Below are 24929 nucleotides of genomic sequence, written 5' to 3' on the forward strand. Positions count from 1 at the left end.
TTTTTAAGGATAAAATGTTTAAGGTTTACTTTTATTGTAAGTGACGTTAGGAGTTAATCTTAAGACAGCTCTCAATTTATTTTCTTCAGATTCAAACCGAAGGGCATAATCGTCAAATCCTTCTTTAACAGCAACCAGCTGGTAATCACCAAAAGCTTTAATTTTAAAGCGGTAAGACGCGTCAATACTTGTAGTTTGTCTTTCTATTTCTTTACCTTCATCATTTAGTAATACAACAGTAGAATTAGGTAATATTCTATCATCTTCAGTTACAACCACACCTTGTAATTCTCTGTAAATGGCTTCTGCTTTAAAATGGTACATATTAAAGCCATTGGTAGCATGGTTTTTATCAGATGAGAATACACCTGTTTTATCATTAATAATCATAAAGCCAATTTCGTCTTTTTGAGAATTAATAGTGGTTCCCAAATTTCTGGGTTTAGAATAATCTCCTTTACTCATGTTAGAAATAAAAACATCATAGCCACCAATACTATTATAGCCTGTAGATGAGAAAAAGAGTTCTTTTCCTCGTTCCGAAGTATGAGGATATTTTTCATCAAAGGCTGAGTTAACGAAACTTCCAAGATTTATGGGATTACCAATGCTTCCATCTTCATGTATATCTGATTTATATAGATCAAATCCGCCAAAACCTCCAGCCATATTAGAAGAAAAATACAGAAAATTACCATCTGCAGAAATGTGTGGATTTTCTACAGAATAATCATTACTACTAATAGCTAGTTCCATATGATTCTCCCATTTACCGTAAGAATCTTTTTCTAAAGTTGCCTTATACAATTTATAGTTTTTTGTATTTTCAATATCACTTCGTGTGTAGTATATAGTATGTCCATCTAACGAAAATGCTACCTGACCTTCATTAGCTTTTGTGTTCAATATTCTGCTGAATAATAAAGGTGGTGAAAAATCACTGTTTTGCTTTATGTCCATGCAAAATAAATCTGTGTATGGCTCTTTGGTAATAGGATCAATATTTTTGTTTAAGCCACCAATTTTTTTTGATGAAACAATGACGAGTTTATTTCTAAAAACTGCACTAGCAATTTCAGAGTATTTTGAATTTATTCTTGAGACATTGACATCAAAAACATAGCCACTCTTATTCAATTTATCAACTGTAATGTTTTTTACTGGGTCTGTTTTGTAGGACGAGCCATAAATACAAAACATAAGTGCTACTGAGAGCAGGTTTATTGTAGATTTCATAACGTAGGGATAATGGATTAATAACACAATTTACCATTAACTGTATGAAGCCAATAATTTGATGATGTTTCTTAGATAAGAATCAGGATTTTCCGATAATGATAAGAATAATACAAATTTTATCGATGAAATTACTTACTATTTAAGTGTAATAATGCATCAACATAGTCTCTAGAATTGGATAAACGAGGTACTTTGTGTTGACCACCAAGCTTGTCATTTTCTTTAAGCCAATCATAGAATAAGTTTGGTCTTGCACTATGAATAGAAGGTCTATTTAAGGTCATATTATTATAACGCTTGGCTTCGTAATCAGAGTTTAAAGATTTTAGTGCATCATCAAAGAGTTTTTCAAAATCAGACATGTTTTTTGGTGGGGTTTTAAACTCTATAATCCACTCGTGAGCACCTTTTTCTTTACCTTTCATAAAGATTGGTGCAGCTGTATAGTCTACAATTTCAGATGAGGTGTGTTTACATACTTTTTTAAGTGCTTCTTCGGCATTTTCTATAATTAACTCCTCACCAAAGGCATTGATATGGTGTTTTGTTCTTCCCGAGACCCTGATTCTATGTGGACTTAAGCTTACAAATCTAATAGTATCTCCAATCTTATAGCGCCAAAGACCTGCATTGGTAGTTATTACAACAGCATAATTGACGCCAAGCTCTACTTCACTCAATGGAATAACTTTTTGTGTATTGGTTCCATAAGTATTCATTGGTATAAACTCATAGAAAATCCCATAATCTAACATCAGTAATAAATCACTAGAATAGTTTTGATCTTGAATAGCGAAAAAGCCTTCAGATGCATTATAGATTTCGTAATATTTAAACTGATGAGATGGTAATATAGCTTTGTATTGATCTACATAAGGATTGAAACTCACTCCACCATGAAAGTAAGCTTCCAAATTTGGCCATATGTCAAACAAATTATTTTTTCCTATTTTATCTAAAACATTATTAAGAAGTACCAGCATCCAAGATGGTACACCAGCCAAACTTGTTACGTTCTCTTCTATAGTTTCGTCAACAATGGCTTGCATTTTAGTTTCCCATTCACTCATTAAAGAAACTCTACTGCTGGGAGTACTACTAAATTCTGCCCAAAATGGCATATTATCAATAAGAATGGCACTTAGGTCACCGAATACAGTTCCATTTTCTTTGTACAATTCTTTACTACCTCCAAGGCGCAAACTTTTACCTGTAAATAATTGCGAATCTTCATTATTATTCAAATACATACATAGTAAATCTTTACTAGCAGCATAATGGCAATCTTCTAAAGATTCCGTGCTTACAGGAATAAATTTGCTTTTTGCATTTGTAGTTCCACTAGATTTTGCAAACCACTTTATAGGTCTTGGCCAGTAAATATTTTGTTGACCTTCACGAGATCGCTTTATAAGAGGTTGAATTGTTTCGTAGTTAACAACAGGAATACGTTCATTAAATTCTTTATAAGTTTTTATTGAAGCAAAATCATATTGTTTACCAATTTCAGTGTCCTTTGCAATTTTTAGTAAACTAAAGAGTAACTCGTTCTGTACTTCGTTAGGGTATTTTAAAAACAATTCAATTTGATGAAATCGCTTTTTTAAAAACCACGATGCAATAGAATTTACAATAGGGATTGGCATGGATTAGCTATCTTTAGCCGTTAAACGGCATTTGGCAATTATTCGTTTTTACTTATTTTCAGATTTAGTTTTCTAAATTTGAAAAGTTAAATTTACTAAATTTCTTTTATGGTCTACACAGGAGTTCTCACTAAAATGCAAACTGAGTTTTTAGAACCAATTCAGTATTATTTGGTTTTTGAAAGTGATTTTATTCATATGAATCAATTATTGAATAAGTCTATTGACATTAAACTCGTTGGACATCAATGTTTAAGCTGTGGATTTGATAGACCGATATATAGACAAGGATTTTGTAAGACGTGCTTTTTTGATAAGCCATTAGCTGGGGATTGGATAATGAGACCAGAGTTAAGTACAGCACATTTAGGAAAAGAGGATAGAGATTTAGAATACGAAAAGAAAGTGCAGTTACAACCTCATATAGTATATTTAGCTAATTCTAGTAATGTAAAAGTTGGAGTCACACGGAAAAGCCAAGTACCAATCCGCTGGATAGACCAAGGAGCACATGAAGCTATAGAAATTGTTGAAGTTCCTAATAGATATTTGGCTGGTATTACAGAAGTCGCTTTAAAAGATCATGTGGCAGACAAAACCAATTGGCGAAATATGTTGAAAAATGATATTAAGGATGAAGATTTATTAGAATGGAGGCAGAATTTAAAGCAATATATTCCAGATGAAGTTCAAGATTACTTTATCGAAAATAATTCTGAAACACATTTACAGTTTCCAGTAGATAAATATCCCGAAAAGCCTAAAAGCTTAAATCTAAAAAAACAGATTGAATATTCTGGTAAGTTAGTAGGTATAAAAGGTCAATATCTTATTTTCGACGATCAAACCGTTTTTAATATTAGGGCTAATGAAGGTTTGGTTGTTGAGATAAATATTTGATTAACATCTTTTAAAATTGTTAGAAATCCGTTAAATCATATTTTAGTCACTCAATTTTTAGTTAACTTAAATAAAAAAATTGAGTTATGAAGAGTTCACCATTCCCTTATGTTATCATTACCACACTTTTATTAGTTACAATTACTATAATGTGTGCTATGAATCTTCCTTTTAATTGGATCTTTTATTTAACTGTTGTTGGTCAAGCGTCGGTCGTATTGATGGTTTACAAAGTTTTAACTGATAATTATTCTACAGATAAAACGTTTGAGCATTTTTATGAAGATTTTCCTATTGACCCGGTAAAAGCGAAGGCTATGAATGAAAAATTTAGATAAAGGGAATTATTTTAAAAAAAAAGAGCAACAGTTATGTTGCTCTTTTTTTACTTTATATAAAAAAGTCTATACGTTTTCAGCGTCTCTTAAACCTTGAATGTATTCAGCTTTCTGAATTTCTCTTCTTCTTTTTACAGAAGGCTTAGTAAAATAACGAGACTCTCTAAGGTTCTGCATAATCTGTACATTTCTGTGTTTACGCTTGTAACGCTTAAGAGCACGTTCTATATTTTCTCCTTCTTTAATTTCGATTTTAATCATTATATCGATACTTTTTTGTTATCTAATCCTTCAAATGGTCGGCAAATATATGCTAACTATTTGAAAATAAAAAATTAAATGAGCGTTTTAGAAATTATTTTTTAACCCAAATATGTTTTTAAGATTTTACTCTTACTAGCATGGCGTAATCTTCTAATACCTTTTTCTCTTATTTGTCTTACGCGCTCTCTTGTTAGATCGTAAATACCTCCAATTTCTTCAAGTGTCATAGGTGGTTGATCTCCAATACCAAAGTTTAAGCGAATAACATCACTTTCCTTTTGTGTAAGAGTTTCTAGAGCACGTTCAACTTCAGTATTTAAAGACTCTTTCATTAAGGCCTTATCTGGTCTTGGTGATTCTGTAGCACTTACAACATCGTATAGACTAAATGTTTCTCCATCCTTTAATGGTGCGTCCATAGATAAATGACGACCAGAATTTTTCATGGATTGTTTTACTTCACGAGCACTTATATCTAATTCGCGTGCAATTTCTTCTGCATTCGGAGGTCTTTGATGTAGTTGCTCTAAATGAGAAAATGCTTTATTGATTTTATTGATAGTTCCAATTTTATTTAATGGCAAGCGTACAATACGAGATTGTTCTGCTAAAGCTTGTAATATAGCTTGTCTAATCCACCATACTGCATAAGAAATAAATTTGAATCCTCTAGTTTCATCAAATCGTTTAGCTGCTTTTACCAAACCTGCATTACCTTCATTAATTAAATCTGGTAATTTTAAACCTTGGTTTTGATATTGCTTAGCCACCGAAACCACAAATCTTAAATTCGCTGTGGTTAATTTATCTAATGCAACTTGGTCACCTTTTCGTATAAGTTGTGCAAGCTCTACTTCTTCTTCTGCTGTAATTAGTGGTATTTTACTAATGTCCTGAAGATACTTATCCAATGATTTATCTTCTCTGTTGGTAACTTGCTTGGTGATTTTTAATTGCCTCATGTATCCGTTTTAAATTTAGTGAACCTACATTATAACTTAATTATTTAGAAAAGCAAGGAAATAGGTAATTATTAACGAAAATTAACTAAAATTGAGTGTTTTTGAATGAGCAACACTAATTTTTAGTCGAATCTTGGGCTTTTTTGTCTTTAGATTTTTTCTTTCCACCTAAAATGCCTCCCAAGACATCTTTTACTCCTTCTTTAATTTTATCGTTAGTGTTTGCTTTGATACTATCTGTTTTCTTAGTTGTAGAATCAGTTTTAGTGTTATTAGAATTTCCACCTAGAATTCCACCTAGCAGATCTTCAATTTTGTTACTACCTTGGTTAAGTAATTTTTGCTTTTGAATTTCAATGAGTTGTTTCGTTAAATTTGAAACACCACTTGTTAAATCAGTTTTAATTTGAGGACTTGAAAAAGTGCCACCAATATTCGCTGTTACTGGTATAGTAATTTTATTGACTTCAGCATCATTTATTTTTCCAATCAATCGATTTACATCACCACCCAAATATTTTGCTGGTACTTTTAATACAGCACTATAATTCATGGTGTTAGAAAAACTATGTGAGCCAGAAACTTCAATGGGAATGTCTTTATAATTTATCGTAAATGGTTTTACCGAAACCTCTCCGTTTTCAAAACTCAATTTGGTTTTTATAGCTTTTAAATCTAATTCATCGAAATTAATAAAGTCTAATTTGCTGCCTAAGCCTGATAGTATTGGACTGTTGCCAGCATTAACCTTATCGGTTAGAACTTCGGCTAAAGCATTGCCTGTAATAGTTGCTAAATCTGGTGAAAAATTTTCATCTAAAACACCACTTAAATCTATTGTAGAGTTGAGTTTGCCTTGTAATACTTTAGCAATAGGTGCTAAGAATTTCAACATTTCTAAATCCTTAAATGATTGCGAAATATCAAATTGTTGCATGGCTAATTGCATATCGAAACTTGGTTTCGCTTCTTTTGTAGATACGTTACCTGATATGCCTAATTTACCATTAAACAGATCTGTGGTCATATTTTTAAGATTAGCATTCTGATCTTTAATAAGTAATTGACCTTTTACATTCTTTAAATTTAAGTTGTCATAGATAACTGTGTTAGCATTAGCAACTATTGTGCAATCTAAAAAATCAGGAATTTTCAAAGACTCTTTATTAGACGTTGTTTTATTAGAAGTCGCACTGGCAGTTTCATCTTCTACCATAAAATCCGAAATCGCAAACGTGTTAGATTTTACGTTAAAATTTCCTTGAAGCTTTTTGTCGCTCAATAGAAAGCCTAGTAAATTATTAATGGTTCCTGTAGCAGAGAAATCACTCTTCCCAGTCAGAGCATCAAAATTATTTAGACTGACTGTTCCTGGTTTAAAGGTTAAATCTGCTTTATTAATTTGAATAGGGTTTACTATGTCCTCAGAAGAAAATATAAAATCTGAAATTGAAACACTACCATTATTTTTAATACGCTGGTAAGCATTGGTTTCAATAGCGTTCATATCAAAAGCAGTATTTAGTTGTCCTTTTAAAATGCCACTTAGTTCATTTTCTAACTCAATAGGATAAGCTTTGGTAATATTAGCTAAGTTTAGAACTCCGTCTAAATTGGCGTTTACTAACATATTACCAGTTAAGTTTTTTATATGAGCTTCAGATTTAAACACATCTTGATCAATCTTAAAATCGAGTTGATTAACGTCTACAAACGTATCATCTACGTTACCAGTTGTGTTTTTTACAGAAGCATTAATATTAATATTCTTAACGCTTTTAGGAAGATTAGGATATTTAAATGAGGCATTATCCGAACGCATGTTAATATCTAAAGTAGGAATGGTTTCTTCTGAAACCAACCCTTTTATGATACCATTGACTGTGAAATTTCCAGTTGTGGTTACATTTTCAATATTCTTAGCGTATTCCTTGGGAATAACTGCTAAAAAATCCTTGAACGAAGATTCAGGGTTTTTAAAACTTATATCAATTTGTTGACCTTCTTCAACCATTTGTACGTAACCCTGAAACTCTAAAGGGAGTTGATTTATAAAGCCTTTGTTATCCTTGAAGGTATATTTTTCTTGTTCTAAATCTAAGTCAATTAAAGCTTCTAACTTAATAATATTATTACTTAAATATTCAGTACTGTCAATAGACATGCTAATTCTAGCCTCTGTTTCGGTGTCTAACTCTGAAAGTTCACCAGAAAAGATACCCTTACCACTATGATTAATTTCTGTAGCATATAGATTTGTATTGGATTCTTCATTGATGTATGTAAATGCACTATTATTAATTTCATAGTTTTCAATATCGAAACTAAAACTACTAGTGCCAGAATCTGTTACTTCATTAATGTTTTCTTTTTCTTTAACAATATCATAATTAACAGTACCATTATTATTAGTCTTAAGAGTCAAAAGCATCTCATCTGCGATAATTTCGTTTACTACAAGTGGTTCTTCTGTACCCTGAAATAATTGACCTATTGACATTTCAAAAGACAATGATTTTGCAGTGGCTAACGTTTCATCTTCAAAAGGAGCTCTCGTCTTTATCTTTAAGTTTTCAACACTCACTTCAGCCTTTGGAAAGCTACTGATTAAGCTGAGACTTATATCATCAAAACTTAATTCAGCATTAAGATTTTCATCTGCATAATTCTGAACGATGGTATCTATTTTGGATTCCAAAACAAAAGGGATAGCGATAAGTATAGCGATGAAAATTAATAGGACGATTCCAATAATTTTGAAAATTTTCTTCATGAGGTGTTTTATGATTTTATAGAATAACTTCTAATTGATATACGCTAAATTCAGCATAATAGTTGCTATTAGAAACAAGTTTAAGAAGATTTTAGTGTTTTGGTTAGCTCTTACAGTAAATTTATTTCCTCATTTACTTTTAGGTTGAATCGTCTTCGGAAAACATAAACACCTAAGTATAAAAACGGTGTGTCTAAGGCTGCGACAATAACCTTAAAAAGGAATCCGCTGACCAGTAAGCCTTTAAAATTTGCCCAATCGATGATGCCAAAAGAACAAAGTAATGTTACAATGGTAAAGGTGTCTACAAACTGAGAAAACCACGTGGAAAAATTATTGCGAAGCCACAGATGTTTACCTTTGGTTAAGCGTTTCCAGAAATGATAAATTTGAATATCCACAAACTGAGCGAATAGGTAAGTAATCATACTTGCAAATACTGCGATAGCTGAATTTCCGAAGACTTTATTAAATATCGTGTCATCTACATAAGACCAAGAGGTTGCAGGAACTTGAGACCCTGTGTAGATGATTAATAGAGAAAAAAGCGATGCAAAAATACCAACCACAACAACATCATTAGCTCGCTTTTTTCCATAAATTTCACTAATTAAATCTGTAATTAAAAATGTGATAGGATAAGGCAATATGCCTACAGAAATCTCAAATAGTTTAGAGCCAAAGATTTCAACATCAACAGGATACCAATAAAAGAATTTCTGAAATATTAAGTTTGAAACGACAAGCGAAGTCATAAAAAGTCCACCAAGTAATAGGTAAATACGCTGGGCTAAGAGCTTGTCTTTTAATGCCATTAAAAATGGTTGATAAATAGTTTCAGTAAAGATATAAGAATAATATTTGTTTTAGTTATTTTGTTGTTTCCATGAAATCAACCAAAACCGTTTACATAGCATTAGGAAGTAACAAAGGCAATAAATTGCAGTTTTTGCAATCTGCTGTGGATGCTATTTTTGAAACGATTGGTACAGTAAAGAAGATTTCTAAAGTGTATGAAACACCCGCTATTGGCTTTGAAGGTGATGATTTTTACAATGCTTGTATTAAGGTTGAAACAGATTTAAAACCTAAAAAAATACTCAAGGCACTAAAGTCTATTGAGAAAAACCTTGGAAGAACTAAGAAAACTACTAAATACTATGAATCTCGGGAAATAGATTTAGATATTTTGTTTTATGATGATGAGATTATAGACGAGAAAACTTTAGTAATTCCACATCCTCAATTGCATAAGCGCAGATTTGTACTTCAACCACTTTTTGATATAGCAAAGGACATTGAACATCCTATTTTAAAAACATCTATTGAGGCTTTACTTCAAGAATGTAAAGATGAATCCGTTATAGAGCCTATTAAGATTTGGTTAAAGAATCCTGTAAAGCAATTTAGTTTTTCTAACTACAACTTTATAGCGATTGAAGGTAATATTGGTGCAGGTAAAACAAGTTTAGCAAATAAAATTGCTCAAGATTTTAATGCCAAATTAATTTTAGAACGTTTTGCTGACAATCCGTTTTTACCAAAATTTTACAAAGAACCTTTGCGTTATGCCTTTACACTAGAAATGTCATTCTTAGCAGATCGATATCAGCAAATTTCTGATGATTTATCGCAATTAGATTTATTCAAAGATTTTATGGTGAGTGACTATGATGTTTTTAAGTCCTTAATCTTTTCTAAGATTACATTAGCTGAAGATGAATTTCGATTGTATAGAAAATTATTCTACCAAGTATATAAGGATATTGCTAAGCCAGATTTATATGTTTACCTCTATCAAAACACTGAACGTTTACAGGCAAACATTAAGAAACGTGGACGTAATTACGAGAAAGATATAAAAGACGATTATCTAGAAAAAATCAATGCTGGTTATTTAGATTTCTTAAAAAGCCAACCTGAAATGAATGTGAAAATAATTGATATTTCTGAAAAGGATTTTGTTAAGAATCGCGCGGATTATTTGTGGTTGTTGGGTGAGATAAATATTTAGTTGATTAGTGTGTTGTGTTTTTAATTCGATAAAGTATGATAATTGTAAAAGGTTTATTTAGTCTAATAATGTTTTTTAGCTTAAACTCATTATTAGCGCAGGATACAACTATTACTGATTTAGATGATTTCAGTCAATTAAAAATCGGAGAAGAAAATTATATATACACTGGTTTCAAGTCATGGTACAGGAGTGATTGCCTTTACGACCAAGAAGTGACATGTAGAAATGTAACAAATGGAGGAGTGAGGTTACTTATTAAAAGTAGAGATAATTATATAGAGGAAAAATTATTGATTGGTAATAGGGCTGGATATCAAAGGCCTGGATTTGACTCATTAATTTACAAAATTCCACATAAAGATTTGAACAATGCTCTCTTAACTAGAAAATTGTATGATGAAAATTTATATACAGAAGAAAGCCCTTTTGTAATTGATACATTAAACTTAAAACTCATTGATAGTATTGTTTTTAAAAAAAAGAAATATATTCGACGCATCTTTAAGAAAAGTTATCGAGATAGTTTGAGAATATATGTCTTTTCGTCTTCAGGTAAACCAAACGATAGTAAATTGCATTTTTGGGTTCAAGGAATAGGTATAATAAAAGTAGTTGACCAAAATTGTTGGAATTGTTCTTTCGAACTAAATTATGAAGACCGTTTAACACAACGAAAAAATAAACTATTTAGTAAATTACTGATAGCGATTAAAGAAAAGTATAAAGACCCAAGTTGGATTATTTAGCATAAGTTTAATTAGTACTTTTAATCAAGAATATTTAAAAGCAAGTGTATAGTGTTGTTAATATTTTTCCTTGATTCTCTTCTAGAATACTCTCGCTTAAGATTTTCTCTTCTCTAACTTTCAGGTTAAATGGAGATTTCAACAAATCAACACCACTATTTTGTTTTAGTCGTATCCCTTGACCAGAAAGAATATCTTTATTGGGAATGAAATTCGCCATTGGAATATGCTCAGTGAGAATCACAAATTTATAAGTACTTAGTTTTTTGACGATGTCTTGAATTTCAGCATTAGACAAGTGTTGAAGTACTTGTCTCAAAATAATACAATCTGCTTTTGGTAGTTTGTCTTTAGCAATATCCAAACAATGAAATTCTAAGTTATCATCTTTGAATTTAGATATATTTCTTTCAATGAGATGTTCTACTATATCAACAGCAATATATTTTTTAGCGTATTTGGTAAGATGTTTTCCAATATGGAAATCACCGCAACCTAAGTCGCAAACGGTTAAAGAATTGTTATGTGTTTTTAAGAACGAAATGACAGTATCTAAATAAGGTTTCACAATTTTATAATTATGAGAACCATCACCAGAATAAAAATCAAAATCTTTTCCACCCCAAAGATGCTGTTCATAGATTTGACTCATAGCATCTTTTGTTGGCCAAGGTGCTTTTGATTTTTTTGTCAACTGCTTTAGAGGTTTGAAATTTTACTAAACACATCCCAAATCACAACGCCACAACTCACAGAAATATTTAAAGAATGTTTAGTCCCAAATTGTGGAATCTCAATAACGACATCACTCTCATCAACTACTTCTTGTGTAACACCTTTTACTTCATTACCAAAAATGAAAGCGTATTTAGTATTAGGTTGAAGTTTAAAATCATTGAGCATTATTGCGTTTTCAGCTTGTTCAATAGAACAAATTTTCACACCTTCATCTTTCATCTTTTTAACTAAATCAATTGTGCATTTAATATATTCCCAATCGACAGTTTCGGTGCTTCCTAAAGCTGTTTTGCGAATGTCATTATGTGGTGGTTGTGCTGTTATGCCACAGAGATAAATTTTTTCAATTAGAAAAGCATCACTGGTTCTAAAGACAGAACCAATATTATTTAGGCTTCTAATATTATCTAGAATTATAATGATAGGAGATTTTTTAACTTTTTTAAATTCTGATACTTCTAATCGATCTAATTCTTCGTTTTTTAATTTTCTCATATTTATCAACAACTGTAGATAACTTATAGCTTTTAGGCTTCAATAAACCTTAAATAATAAGTAAATTAGCATTCTTATAATTTCAACAAAAATAAAGAAAACAGTTGGCTAAAAAGGCAAAAAAAGTAACACCATTAATGAAGCAGTATAATGCGATTAAGGTTAAATATCCTGATGCATTATTATTATTTCGAGTAGGTGACTTTTACGAAACTTTTGGTAGTGACGCTGTAAAAGCGTCTAAGATTTTAGATATTATCTTAACTAAACGTGGTGCTGGTAGTGAGAGTGAGACTGAATTGGCTGGTTTTCCACACCATTCATTAAACACCTATTTGCCAAAATTGGTAAGATCAGGAGAGCGTGTTGCTATTTGTGATCAGTTAGAAGATCCAAAGCAAACCAAGACCATTGTAAAACGGGGTGTTACAGAATTGGTTACACCTGGTGTGGCCCTTAATGATGATATTTTACATTCTAAGTCTAACAATTTTTTATGTGCGGTTCATTTTGACAAGAAATATATCGGTGTTTCATTCTTAGATATTTCTACAGGCGAGTTTTTGACCTCTCAAGGTAATGCCGAGTACATCGATAAATTGCTTCAAAATTTTAATCCGAGCGAAGTTTTAATTTCAAAGCAGTGCAGAAAAGAGTTTATCGAGACTTTTGGAAATGATTTTCATACTTTTTATTTAGAGGATTGGGTGTTTCAAGCTGATTATGCCAATGAAACGTTGATTAAGCATTTTAACACAAAAACATTAAAAGGCTTCGGAATTGAAGATTTATATGAGGGTATTATAGCTTCTGGAGTTGTATTGCATTACTTAAGTGAAACGCGTCACAATAAGTTAGAGCATATTGCTACGATTTCGAGAATTGCAACCGACGATTACGTGTGGATGGATAAATTCACGATTAGAAATCTTGAGCTCTATAATTCTACAAATGCTAATGCAGTTACTTTAATTAACGTTATTGATAAAACGATTTCTGCAATGGGAGGCCGAACGTTAAAACGTTGGTTGGCATTACCATTAAAGCATTCTGAAAAAATAAAACAGCGGCATGAAGTTGTAAAGTATTTGTTAGAAAATGAGTCAGTACTTCAAAAGGTTCAAGAGCAAATAAAGCATATTGGTGATATAGAACGCCTTATTTCTAAAATAGCAACAACTAAAGTATGTCCTCGGGAAGTTATTCAGCTTAAAAACTCATTAGAGGCAATTGTGCCTATAAAATCGGTTGCTGAAACTTGTGATAATGAAGCCTTAAAAATTTTAGGCGATAATTTACATCGTTGCGATTTATTGCGAGAAAAAATAAAGGAAACATTAAATGAAGAAGCACCAGTTAATGTTCTTAAAGGCAATACAATAACTGAGGGATTTTCTCAAGAATTAGATGAGCTCAGAGGTTTGTCAAAATCTGGAAAAGATTATCTAGATAATATGTTGCAACGTGAAAGTAATCGCACAGGCATCACATCTTTAAAAATTGCCTCAAACAACGTTTTTGGTTATTACATAGAAGTCAGAAATTCACATAAAGATAAAGTTCCAGAAGAATGGATACGCAAACAAACCTTAGTTAATGCAGAGCGTTACATTACGGAAGAATTAAAAGAATATGAAGCAAAAATTTTAGGTGCTGAAGAACGTATTTTAGGGATTGAGCAGCAACTATTCACTGAATTGGTGACATGGATGCATCAATTTATTGTGCAAGTGCAACAAAATGCGCAACTGATTGGTCAATTAGATTGTTTATGTGGTTTTGCAAGTTTAGCAAAAGCAAATAAGTATACCTATCCACAAATTGATGATAGTTTCGATTTAGAGATAAAAGATGGTCGTCACCCAGTGATTGAAAAGCAACTACCACTTGGTGAGCCTTACATAGCTAATGATGTTTATTTAGATCGAGAATCACAGCAAATTATTATGATTACGGGTCCTAATATGTCAGGTAAGTCGGCTATTTTAAGACAAACGGCTTTAATTGTATTATTAGCGCAAATAGGAAGTTTTGTACCTGCAAAGGAAGCAAGAATTGGATTAGTAGATAAGATTTTTACTAGAGTTGGAGCTAGCGATAATATTTCAATGGGAGAATCTACCTTTATGGTTGAGATGAACGAAACGGCATCAATTCTTAATAATATTTCAGATAGGAGTTTAGTATTGCTAGATGAAATTGGACGAGGAACAAGTACTTATGATGGTATTTCCATAGCTTGGGCCATTAGTGAATACCTGCATGAGCATCCTTCAAAACCAAAAACATTATTTGCTACACATTACCATGAGTTAAACGAGATGACTGAAACATTTGGAAGAATTAAAAACTTCAATGTCTCGGTAAAGGAGTTAAAGGATAATGTACTATTTGTTCGAAAGTTGGTGGAAGGTGGAAGCGAACATAGTTTTGGGATTCACGTCGCAAAAATGGCAGGAATGCCACAACAAGTGATTAGAAGAGCAAACAAAATTCTTTCAAAATTAGAGAAATCGCATTCTAGCGAGGAATTAACAGATAAAGTGAAGACATTGAAAGACGATTTACAATTAAGCTTTTTTAATCTCGATGACCCATTACTTGTTGAAATAAAGGACGAAATTTTGCATACAGATATAGATACCTTAACGCCTGTAGAAGCGTTGATGAAACTCAATGAAATAAAGCGAATGCTAGTGAAGAAAAAACAAGCCTAAAACTTTTTTTATTTATTTATAAAAAAGGCTTTGCTTTTCTAAGAAATATTTTAAATTTGCATCCGCTTTTATAGCGAACAAGTTCTTTAAAAACTGCGAAAGTAGCTCAGGGGTAGAGCATCACCTTGCCAAGGTGAGGGTCGCGGGTTCAAATCCCGTCTTTCGCTCTATTCATTAAAATATACCAATTTGATTACATTGCTGTAATCAGGATGCTGAAGTGGTGGAATTGGTAGACACGTTGGACTTAAAATCCAATGTCCATTAGGACGTACGGGTTCAAGTCCCGTCTTCAGTACAGATGAAAAGCCGAAACGATAGTTTCGGCTTTTTTATTTCATGTAATTTGCGCTAAATTTATTTTAATTTATACTATACAATACATCTTTTTAACACTACAATTATGTTTTAACCCTTTTATTTATATATATTAGTACCTTAACATAACTTATTCTTTTATTTATTTCACCTAATTATAACAGTGTTAAGATTGTACTGTTAAAGTGGTTAATTGATATGAATTTAGTTAAAAGAAATCTTCTTTTTACATTATTTTTAGTTGCGACGAGTTCTTTTTCGCAAGAGATTCCTCCTATTCAAGTTTTTACACCTCGAGATTATAATGCTGATGATCAAAACTGGTCTATTTCTCAAGATGAAAATGATATTATATATGTAGCAAATAATAAAGGTTTATTAGAGTATAATGGAGAAAAATGGAATTTATACACTACTCCAAATAAAACTATTCTTCGGTCTGTAGAAGTAATTGACGGAATCATATACACAGGTAACTATATGGATTTTGGTTATTGGAAGCGTAATGAATTTGGGCTCCTAGATTATACATCATTGGCAGTTAATATAGAAAATGGATTAATAGAGGATGAGGAAATATGGGAAATAACAGAATTAGAGAACTGGGTTTTATTTCAATCTTTTGACAGAATATACATATATAATACAATCGATAAAGATTTTAAAATTGTAAAGTCTCAGACCAGAATTAACAAAATGTTCAAAGTTGATGATGGTATTTATTTTCAGAAGATCAACAAGGGTATATTTAAGATAGCCAATGGGAAGGATGAATTACTAACCTCTAATTTTAATATTAGAGACAAAGAAGTAGTTAATATATTTTCTAATGATGGAGAGTTGCTATTTGAAACTAAAGAAGATGGTTTTTATATTTTTGATGGCGAAAATATTCAGAAATGGAATATCGATGCTAATGAACTTTTGTCTAGGGTAAGTGTTTATAATAGCATTAAACTCAAAGATGGAAGTTTTGTCTTAGGTACAATTTCTAATGGTATTATCCAACTCAATTCAAAAGGTGAAGTAATCCTAAGAATTGATCAACCTAGAGGCTTAAGTAATAATACAGTATTATCTATTTTTGAAGATACTTTTGGTGATATTTGGTTGGGGTTAGATAATGGCATTAATAACTTAAGTTTAAACTCTCCTTTTAAAATTTATAGAGATAATGAAGGTATTTTAGGAACTATTTATGCTTCTGCTAAAACGGAAACTAATTTATACCTTGGTACTAATCAGGGCTTATTCTATAGGCGATTAGGTGCTGATGATAAGTTTCAATTTATTGAAAATACAAAAGGACAAGTTTGGAGTTTGCAAAATATTGATAATACATTGTTTTGTGGTCATGATAAAGGGACATTCATTGTTAAGGGCAATACTGCTTCCATGATTTCTAATGAGAAAGGAACATGGTTTGTTAAGGAAATTGAAGGGAATTCAAACTTACTGATTCAAGGAAATTATAGAGGTTTACATATTTTAGAAAAAAATAGTAACACTTGGCTGTTAAGAAATAAAATTGAAGGTTTTGATATCTCTTCTAGATATTTTGAATTCATAAGTACTACTGAACTTCTAATGAGTCATGAGTATAAAGGAGTCTATAAATTACAACTAGATACTGAATACACTAATGTTATTACTTATAATAAGCTTGAAATTGATAAAGGGATTAGTACTAGTATTATAGATTATAATAATAAACTCTATTACGTTTATGAAGATCGTATTTTTCGGTATGACGATAAAGAGAATAAATTAAAGATAGATACGCTACTAGGATCCCTCTTTAAAAATAAAAAATTCACTTCAGGAAAATTAATTAATGATAAAGAAGCGAACAGGCTTTGGAGTTTTTCAAAGGATCATTTACTATATGTAGAACCTAGCAAGCTAACCAATGAACTAAAAATAAAATCAGTTCCTCTGTCAACTCAAATGCGAAAAAGTAAGCTAGGTTTTGAGAATATTCTTCATTTAGATAATGATAATTATTTGTTAGGTACAACAGAAGGATTAATAGTTATAGATTTAAATAAGGTTGAGGATAAGACTTATAGTATTGTCTTGAACACGGTGTCTTATAACTCTTTGCACGAGGAAATGACACCTTTGCGATTATCTGAAATTGCAGAATTAAGGAACAAAGATCGAAACATTTATTTTACTTATAGTGTCACTGGTTTTAACAAATTTGCATCGCCATTATATCAGTACCGATTAATAGGAATTTATAACGAATGGAGTTCTTGGTCAACTAACTCTGAGATATTATTTGAAAACTTATCGCATGGTGAATACAAGTTTGAAGTAAGAGCTAAAGTAGGTGGTAGTTTAACTGAAAACACACTATCATTTTCTTTTAATATAGCAAAGCCATGGTATCTAAAGCCATTAGCCATCGTTTTGTATATCATAATATTTCTATTACTAATATACTTATTGTATTATTTCAATAGAAGATATTATAAAAAACAGCAGCAAAAGCTTTTGGCAAAAAAAGAAAGAGAATTAGAGTTAGAACAATTTCAAAATCAACGGCAAATAATGGAGATTAAAAACTATAATTTGCAATTAGATATTGAGAATAAAAATAGAGAGTTGGGAACAGCTACAATGAATTTGGTTAAGCGGAACGAGCTACTAAATAATATTAAAGAAGAGTTGAGCAGAACTAAATCAATAGATGGTATTAAAGGGGTCATAAAACTTGTAAACTCCAATCTAAACGATACAAGTGATTGGAAACTTTTTGAAGAAGCTTTTAATAATGTCGATAAAGACTTTATGAAAAAGATAAAAACACTTCACCCTTCCATTACACCAAATGATTTAAGATTATGCGCCTATTTAAGGCTAAATCTATCTTCAAAAGAGATAGCCCCTCTCCTTAACATATCGCATAAAAGCGTAGAAGTTAAGCGCTATCGTTTACGAAAAAAAATGGGCTTAAATCACGATCAAAGCTTATCTAACTACATTATCGACCTGTAAAACCTATACAAACAGATTTTTCACCTATACAAAACCCATACAAAAGGCAAATCTATAAATTTTTGGTTGTATAATTTATGTTTTCGAAATCTTCTTGTTAATTCGAAAATGCCGAAATTCAAGTAGTTTACTTAAGAATTCCTTATTAATTTTGTATGTTTTTTAGATTGTATGTTTTTTGTATAGTCTTTTTTTGCGAATTCAACATTTTTTTATGTTAGGTTGCATTATCTAACATATGAAACTATGAAAATAAAACTTTTTATGCTCTTTGCTTTTTTCTTTACGGTTGCAATGCATGGGCAAAATGTCAATGTTAAGGGAACAGTGACTGAAGTTTCTTCAGGACAACCCTTACCAGGTGTTAATGTAATTATCAAGAATACATCTACAGGAACAGCCACAGATTTTGATGGTAATTTCACCTTAAATGATGTCCCTTTAAATACGGTAATCGTTATTTCTTATATAGGTTTTATAACCCAAGAGATAACAATCACCAACGACAAACCACTTACTATTTTATTACAAGAAGATGCAGAATCTTTGGATGAAGTAGTAGTTATAGGTTATGGAACTCAATCTAAAAAAGAAGTAACAGGTGCAGTATCCGTAGTTTCTAGTGAAACAGTTGATGCATTAAAACCAACACGAATTGAACAAGCGTTGCAAGGTCAAGTTGCTGGTGTAAATATTGTATCAAATTCTGGTTCTCCAGGCGCAGGTTCAACAATAAGTATTAGAGGAGTTTCCACAAACGGTGCAACGCAACCTTTAATTTTGGTAGATGGTACTGTTGTAGAAGATTTGAGTGTCATTAACCCAAATGATATTGAGACTATAAATATATTAAAGGATGCAACTGCAGGTATCTATGGCGTTAGAGCTGCAAATGGTGTGATTCTTATTACGACCAAATCGGGTAGAAAAAGTATGCCATTGACTGTTGATGTAACAGCTTTTGGTGCTATTCAAGAAACGACCAGAGAAGTTCCTTTGTTAAATGCTACAGAATATGCATTATTACTTAATGAATCGTTTGCAGCTAATGGGGAGGCAATACCTTATCCAGACGTTTCAGGTTTAGGTCAAGGAACGGATTGGCAGAAGGAAGTTTTCCAAACTGCACCACTATTTAGTAATGCCATAACTTTAAGAGGTGGTGGTGAAAAATCAACTTATGCCTTTGGTAGTTCATTTTTAACTCAAGATGGTATTGTTGGCGGAAATAAATCAAATTTCTCCAGATTAACGAAAAGATTAAGTTACAGTTTAGATTTTTTAGAAAATTTTAAAATCAATACTGGTATAACTTGGACACATACCACTAGAAAAGCATTACCAGAGAATGGAATTGGTTCTGTACTCTTTAATGCCGTGAACATGGCTCCAACACTAGGCATAAATGATGCTGCAACTAATCTTGGTTTTGAAGTTGTAAACCCATTAAAGCAAATTGATAACACTTACAATAGAGGTTTAGTCGATAAATTAAATGGAAACATTAATTTATCGTATAATTTTTTGGAACATTTTACGGCTCAAGCGAGTTATCAATTTAACTACTCTCAGGAGACCAATACGTCTTTTTCTCCTTTTGTGGATTACGGTATTGAAGGAACGGTTGATAAAGTATTTGATTTGTTACCGAACGATGATGTGGATAATAATTCAACTTTTAGAGGCAAAACGTACCGCAGAGATTATACCTTTGATGCCTTTATTAAGTATGAAAATACTTTTGGTGACGACCATAACCTAAATTTATTATTAGGGACTTCAGTTTTTAAAACTACTGGTGATTTTAATTTTTTCGCAGGCTTTGGTATTAGAGATAATAATATTGCCTTTGCAAATTTAGATGATGCGCTTAGAATAGAGAATCTCAATCCTAATGGAAATGATCTAAGTTATGATTCTAGGTTATTATCTTATTTTGCAAGAGCACAATACGACTATAAAGGAAAATATTTATTTTCCGCCGTCGTAAGACGTGATGGTTCCAGTAATTTTGGTCCAGAAAATAAATTTGGTATTTTCCCTTCTGGTTCTATCGGTTGGGTGGCTTCAGACGAAGCATTCTTAGAAGATAGTGATTTTATGAACTTTCTAAAATTAAGAGCTTCTTATGGTATTTTGGGTAACGATAGAATTGGTGCTTTTGGATTTGTTTCGGTTCTGGATGGAGAAGCAACTTATGTGTTTGATGACACCTTAGTTTTTGGTAATGCTGCAGGAAGAATTGGTAATCCCGAAATACGCTGGGAAAAACAAAAAACATTCGATGTTGGTTTAGATATGCGTTTTTGGGATAATAAAATAGATGTAACGCTAGATTACTTTGAAAAACGTACAGAAGACTTGTTGGTGCAACCTGAAGCTTCAGGTATAATCGGTACAGGTGCTCCAGGCGCATCTCCCCCAATAATTAATGCCGGAATTGTTGAAAACAAGGGTATAGAATTCGCCATAGGCTATTCAGAACAACTGAGTGATAATGTTAGGTTCAACCTTAAGTATAATATTACAGCCATAGATAATAATGTCGTCTCAGTAAGTCAAGAAGGTGGATTTGTACCAGGGGGTGCATTTGGTATAGGTCAAGAACCACCATCACGTATGGAAGCTGGTCAGCCAATAGGCTACTTTAGAGGTTTTAGAACTGATGGAATTTTCCAGAATCAAGCACAAATTGATAACTCGGCAGTGCTCAATAGTAATACACAACCTGGTGATCTTATTTTTGTAGATATCAATGGTGATGGCGTTATAAACGATATGGATAAGACAAATATTGGAGACCCAATACCAGACGCCACAATGGGATTAAACTTGTCTTTCGATTTTTATAATTTCGATTTTGGAGCCTATGCTTTTGCATCAGTAGGAAATGAAATTGTAAGAAACTACGAGAGAAATCTTCCTTTAACCAATAGAACTATACAGTATTTAAACCGTTGGACAGGTGAGGGTACAAGTAATAGCTTCCCAAGAGTAACCACAGGTGCTACTAATAATACCTTATTCTCAGATTTTTATGTAGAAGACGGTTCTTTTATTAGATTACAGAATGTGCAGTTAGGTTATACGATAAACGCTGAGACATCAGAAAAATGGGGAATTAGTAAATTGAGATTTTATATATCTGCTCAAAATTTAGTTACATTAACAGAATATACAGGTTATGACCCAACAACATCAAATGGTGCGCCAATTGGTGGTGGGATTGATTACGGATTTTATCCTAATCCAATAAGATATGAATTAGGAATGAACTTAAAATTTTAATAGAACGATGAAAAATTTAAAAATCACTTATATTTTTATAGCATTGTTTGTCATGGCTTCATGCAGTGATGACTTTGTAGATGTAGATTCTAACAATGAAAATTCAGAAGATTATTTTAATTCAGAAGAGGATTATCAAGACGCCTTAATTGGTGCATATGATTTATTGCAATCAACATACTTAAATGTCATGTTAGGCGAAATTGCGTCGGACAACACATTAGCTGGTGGCGAAAATGCCAATGATGTCCCAGGAATTCAAGAAGTAGATGATATGATACATACTCCAATAAATGCTCAGCTAAGAGATATTTGGAGTTGGATGTACGCTGGTGTTAACAGAGCCAATTACATTATGGAATTTCAAAATAAAACAGATTTTTCTGGTAAAGAAAGTGTTTTAGCACAAGCTAGATTCTTAAGAGCATACTATTATTTTGAATTAGTTAAGTGGTTCGGAGATGTACCTTTTGCGGTTGATCAACGTATCCAATTTGGAGATCAGTTTTCAATTGGTAGAACACCTAAAGCAGAAATCTATGCACAGATAGAACAAGATTTAATATTTGCAGCAGATAATTTGCCTTACATTCAGTCTCAAAAAGGTAGAATAACTAAAGGTGCTTCACAGGCTTTATTAGGTAAAGTGTATTTGTTTCAAAATAAATTTCCTGAAGCTGCAACTGTTTTAGAAGATTTAATTGATAATGGACCATACGATTTATTATCTGATTACAGTACTATGTTCGAAAATGATAATGAAAACAATATAGAATCAGTGTTTGAGGTACAGTACACAGATCAAGAAGGTGCTGGTTTTGGATGTTTACAATGTAGTGAAGGAAATGTGGCAGTAGGATTTAATGGTATTAGAAACTACAATGGGCCTAACTTTGAATCTGGTTTTAGTTTCAATGTACCAGTGCAAGAGGTTGTAGATGAGTTTGAAGATGGGGACATGAGGTTAGAAACTGCAATTTTAGATATTGAGGCTTGGGCTGCAGATACTGGTGCTACATTTGGTACTGGTTTTGAACATACAGGCTACTTCAATAGAAAATATATTTCAAGAGAAGGAGATGCAAATATTGGAGATGCAAATTTAACTAACCCTAATAATTACAGAGCAATACGTTTTGCAGATGTATTATTAATGGCTGCAGAAGCTCTTAATAGAGGTAGTATTAGTGATATGAGAGCGCAAATGTATTTAAACAGAGTTAGAGAGCGTGCTTTCGGAAATTCAGATAACAATGTAAGTGCTACAGGTGCTGCATTAACTGAAGCTATTTATCATGAAAGAAGAGTAGAATTAGTTGGTGAAGGCCATCATTTCTTTGATTTGGTTAGAACAGGAAGAGCAGCTTCAGAAATTGATGGTTTCCAATCTGGTAAGCACGAATTGTTCCCGATTCCATTAATAGAAATACAATTAGCTGGTAATCAGTGGCAACAAAATCCAGGATATTAAAAAAGAGCAACATGAAAAAAATAAAATTAATTTTAGCAAGTTTTCTGTTCATAGCTTTTATCGGCTGTGAAGAAGATGAACGTGGAACACAATTCGTAGATAATGCTGATGCACCAAGCGAAGTTAATCTGCAGTTTACAATTGCACAAGATAATTCAGGCTTAGTAAGCATCACTCCTAATGGAGTGGGAGCTACAAAGTTTAACGTTGCATTTGGTGATGGGACTGGAAACACTGCAGATTTAGAACCTGGGCAAACTATTGATAATGTGTATCCAGAAGGTACATATACAGTTACAACTATCGCGACCGGCATTAATGGTTTAGAAACTCAAGTAGAGCAACAATTAGTGGTATCATTTAGAGCACCAGAAAATTTGAATATCACGGCAGAAGTTGACGCTTCGAATCCGTTTCAGGTTAATGTTTCGGCGACAGCAGATTTTGCAGCATCATTCTTGGTTTATTTTGATACTTCAAATCCAGATGAAGAGCCTACACCTTTAGGAGTAGATGGTACTGTCAGTAATATTTACCCATTAGTAGGTGATTACACAATTAGAGTTGTAGCTCTAAGTGGAGGTAATGAAACAACTGAGGGTTTAGAAGATGTAACGATTTCTTCACCAACAGAATTACCGATAGATTTTGAAGCTTTTGATATAACAGTATTTTTTGGGTTTGGTGGTGCTTCAGGTGACATTATTGCCAATCCGGATACAAATGGGAATGCTTCTGCGACTGTTGCTAGAACTGTTAAGGGTGGACCAGAACCTTGGGCAGGTAATGTGATTGAGCTTTCTGCACCAATGGATTTTAGTACTCAAAAAATTATGACCTTAGATGTTTGGTCACCTAGGGCTGAAGGGACATTTTTAATGAAATTAGAAAACTTGACGGACAATGGAATCTTTATTGAGAAATCAGTAACCTTGCAGGGTAATGGTGCTTGGGAAGAAGTATCTATAGATTTCTCTGATATTGATACTTCACAAGAGTATCAAAAAATAGTTTGGTTTTTTGATTTTGGCACTATCGGAGATGGAAGTACTGATTGGACGTTTTATCTTGATAATATAGATCAAACTGCTCCAGTAAATCCTGTTTTTGATGACGGATTACTAACGAATGGAGATTTTGAAAATGGAAGTGATTCATGGCTTGTTGGGGTAGATGATTCTAGTTCAGCTCCTGTGGTAACTAATGGCGGAAACACCTATTATTCTGTAGATGTAACTACCGCAGGAAATCCTTTTGATGTAAACCTTAGTCAAAAACTTGAAATTATTCAAGGGGAAACATATACTTTAACTTTTGATGCCTGGTCTGATGTAAATAGATCAATAATAGCAGGAATCGGTTTAAGTAGCGGTGATTTTTCTAATACTAATGAAACAGTAAATATAACACCGACAGTAACCAATTATACACTTACACTGACTGCAACAGGTTTTGGAGCATTAGATGCGCGTGTTCTCTTTGATGTAGGGGCAGAAGTTGGTATGGTTAATATTGATAACGTATCATTAATAATACCTACCAATAATTTATTAACCAACGGTGATTTTGAAAATGGAAGTGACTCTTGGATAGTCGGTGTAGATGATAACAGTCCGGCTCCAGTAGTAACCGTTGATGGAAACACCTATTATTCTGTAGATGTGACTTCTGCAGGTGATGCATTTGCTGTTAACGTAAGTCAAAAACTTGAAGTTATTCAAGACGAAACTTATACATTAACTTTTGATGCTTGGTCTGATGTTAATAGATCAATAATAGCCGGAATAGGTCTAAGTGGTGGTGATTTCTCTAATACTAATGAAACTGTGAACATAACACCAACAGTAACTACATATACACTCACATTAACGGCAACAGGTTTTGGAGCATTAGATGCACGGGTTCTTTTTGATATAGGAGCAGAAGTTGGTATGGTTAATATAGATAATGTATCATTATCACTTAATTAAGTTTAGAACGATTTGTGTTTTAAAATTAACAATAGAAAAAATAG

Annotated in this window: 17 protein-coding genes and 2 tRNA genes; 11 read left to right on the plus strand and 8 right to left on the minus strand. The window is 32.3% G+C overall.

Translation table 11 applies throughout. From position 1 onward, the window contains the following. Positions 1-18 precede the first annotated feature (18 nt). Together Q0822_RS14420 and Q0822_RS14425 are read right to left on the minus strand one after the other, a co-directional pair. Entirely contained in the window at positions 19-1236 is a 1218-nt protein-coding gene (locus Q0822_RS14420) for a carboxypeptidase-like regulatory domain-containing protein (RefSeq protein WP_299124849.1), read from the minus strand. Positions 1237-1367: 131 nt separating this feature from the next. Continuing rightward, on the minus strand, positions 1368-2885 hold the full coding sequence (locus Q0822_RS14425; protein WP_299124851.1) for a GH3 auxin-responsive promoter family protein: 1518 nt from the start codon (positions 2883-2885) through the stop codon (positions 1368-1370). A gap of 108 nt (positions 2886-2993) precedes the next feature. On the opposite strand from Q0822_RS14425, the gene Q0822_RS14430 reads away from it, so the two are divergent. Both Q0822_RS14430 and Q0822_RS14435 read left to right on the plus strand, forming a co-directional pair. Further along, positions 2994-3785, plus strand: a complete 792-nt coding sequence (locus Q0822_RS14430) for a DUF2797 domain-containing protein (RefSeq protein ID WP_299124852.1) — start codon at positions 2994-2996, stop codon at positions 3783-3785. A gap of 86 nt (positions 3786-3871) precedes the next feature. Beyond that, complete coding sequence (locus tag Q0822_RS14435) at positions 3872-4123, plus strand: hypothetical protein (protein WP_299124854.1); 252 nt, start codon at positions 3872-3874, stop codon at positions 4121-4123. Positions 4124-4189: 66 nt separating this feature from the next. Here Q0822_RS14435 and rpsU read toward each other — a convergent pair whose 3' ends face one another. The 4 genes from rpsU to Q0822_RS14455 all read right to left on the minus strand — a co-directional run bounded on the left by rpsU (position 4190) and on the right by Q0822_RS14455 (position 8937). Next, complete coding sequence (gene rpsU, locus Q0822_RS14440; RefSeq protein ID WP_008269492.1) at positions 4190-4384, minus strand: 30S ribosomal protein S21; 195 nt, start codon at positions 4382-4384, stop codon at positions 4190-4192. A 101-nt stretch (positions 4385-4485) separates the two neighbouring features. Then, entirely contained in the window at positions 4486-5349 is an 864-nt protein-coding gene (locus Q0822_RS14445; protein ID WP_299124856.1) for an RNA polymerase sigma factor RpoD/SigA, read from the minus strand. Positions 5350-5464: 115 nt separating this feature from the next. Further along, positions 5465-8122 carry an AsmA-like C-terminal region-containing protein gene (locus tag Q0822_RS14450; RefSeq protein WP_299124858.1) on the minus strand — a complete coding sequence of 886 codons (2658 nt, stop codon included), beginning with the start codon at positions 8120-8122 and terminating at the stop codon, positions 5465-5467. 110 nt (positions 8123-8232) lie between these two features. Then, the gene (locus Q0822_RS14455; RefSeq protein ID WP_299124860.1) at positions 8233-8937 is read right to left on the minus strand and encodes a queuosine precursor transporter; all 705 of its coding nucleotides are present in this window, start codon (positions 8935-8937) and stop codon (positions 8233-8235) included. Between the two features lie 71 nt (positions 8938-9008). Here Q0822_RS14455 and folK point away from each other — a divergent pair, with 71 nt between their 5' ends. Together folK and Q0822_RS14465 are read left to right on the plus strand one after the other, a co-directional pair. Continuing rightward, complete coding sequence (folK, locus tag Q0822_RS14460) at positions 9009-10136, plus strand: 2-amino-4-hydroxy-6-hydroxymethyldihydropteridine diphosphokinase (protein ID WP_299124862.1); 1128 nt, start codon at positions 9009-9011, stop codon at positions 10134-10136. Between the two features lie 35 nt (positions 10137-10171). Continuing rightward, positions 10172-10885 carry a hypothetical protein gene (locus tag Q0822_RS14465; protein ID WP_299124864.1) on the plus strand — a complete coding sequence of 238 codons (714 nt, stop codon included), beginning with the start codon at positions 10172-10174 and terminating at the stop codon, positions 10883-10885. A 34-nt stretch (positions 10886-10919) separates the two neighbouring features. Here the strand turns inward: Q0822_RS14465 and Q0822_RS14470 are convergent, their stop codons facing one another. Next, the gene (locus Q0822_RS14470; protein WP_299124866.1) at positions 10920-11579 is read right to left on the minus strand and encodes a class I SAM-dependent methyltransferase; all 660 of its coding nucleotides are present in this window, start codon (positions 11577-11579) and stop codon (positions 10920-10922) included. 5 nt (positions 11580-11584) lie between these two features. Next, entirely contained in the window at positions 11585-12118 is a 534-nt protein-coding gene (locus tag Q0822_RS14475; protein WP_299124868.1) for an RNA methyltransferase, read from the minus strand. Between the two features lie 104 nt (positions 12119-12222). Here Q0822_RS14475 and mutS point away from each other — a divergent pair, with 104 nt between their 5' ends. The 7 genes from mutS (at position 12223) to Q0822_RS14510 (ending at position 24885) form a co-directional block, all read left to right on the plus strand. Beyond that, on the plus strand, positions 12223-14835 hold the full coding sequence (gene mutS / locus Q0822_RS14480; protein ID WP_299124871.1) for a DNA mismatch repair protein MutS: 2613 nt from the start codon (positions 12223-12225) through the stop codon (positions 14833-14835). 95 nt (positions 14836-14930) lie between these two features. Beyond that, positions 14931-15002, plus strand: a tRNA-Gly gene (locus Q0822_RS14485). A gap of 47 nt (positions 15003-15049) precedes the next feature. Next, a tRNA-Leu gene (locus Q0822_RS14490) sits at positions 15050-15133 on the plus strand. A gap of 218 nt (positions 15134-15351) precedes the next feature. After that, on the plus strand, positions 15352-18156 hold the full coding sequence (locus Q0822_RS14495) for a triple tyrosine motif-containing protein (RefSeq protein ID WP_299124872.1): 2805 nt from the start codon (positions 15352-15354) through the stop codon (positions 18154-18156). 246 nt (positions 18157-18402) lie between these two features. Next, complete coding sequence (locus Q0822_RS14500) at positions 18403-21444, plus strand: TonB-dependent receptor (RefSeq protein WP_299124873.1); 3042 nt, start codon at positions 18403-18405, stop codon at positions 21442-21444. A gap of 7 nt (positions 21445-21451) precedes the next feature. After that, the gene (locus Q0822_RS14505; RefSeq protein WP_299124874.1) at positions 21452-22915 is read left to right on the plus strand and encodes a RagB/SusD family nutrient uptake outer membrane protein; all 1464 of its coding nucleotides are present in this window, start codon (positions 21452-21454) and stop codon (positions 22913-22915) included. Between the two features lie 11 nt (positions 22916-22926). Then, entirely contained in the window at positions 22927-24885 is a 1959-nt protein-coding gene (locus tag Q0822_RS14510; RefSeq protein ID WP_299124876.1) for a carbohydrate binding domain-containing protein, read from the plus strand. The last annotated feature ends 44 nt before the right edge of the window (positions 24886-24929 follow it).

It is taken from the genome of uncultured Winogradskyella sp., assembly GCF_947496485.1.
Lineage (GTDB): Bacteria > Bacteroidota > Bacteroidia > Flavobacteriales > Flavobacteriaceae > Winogradskyella.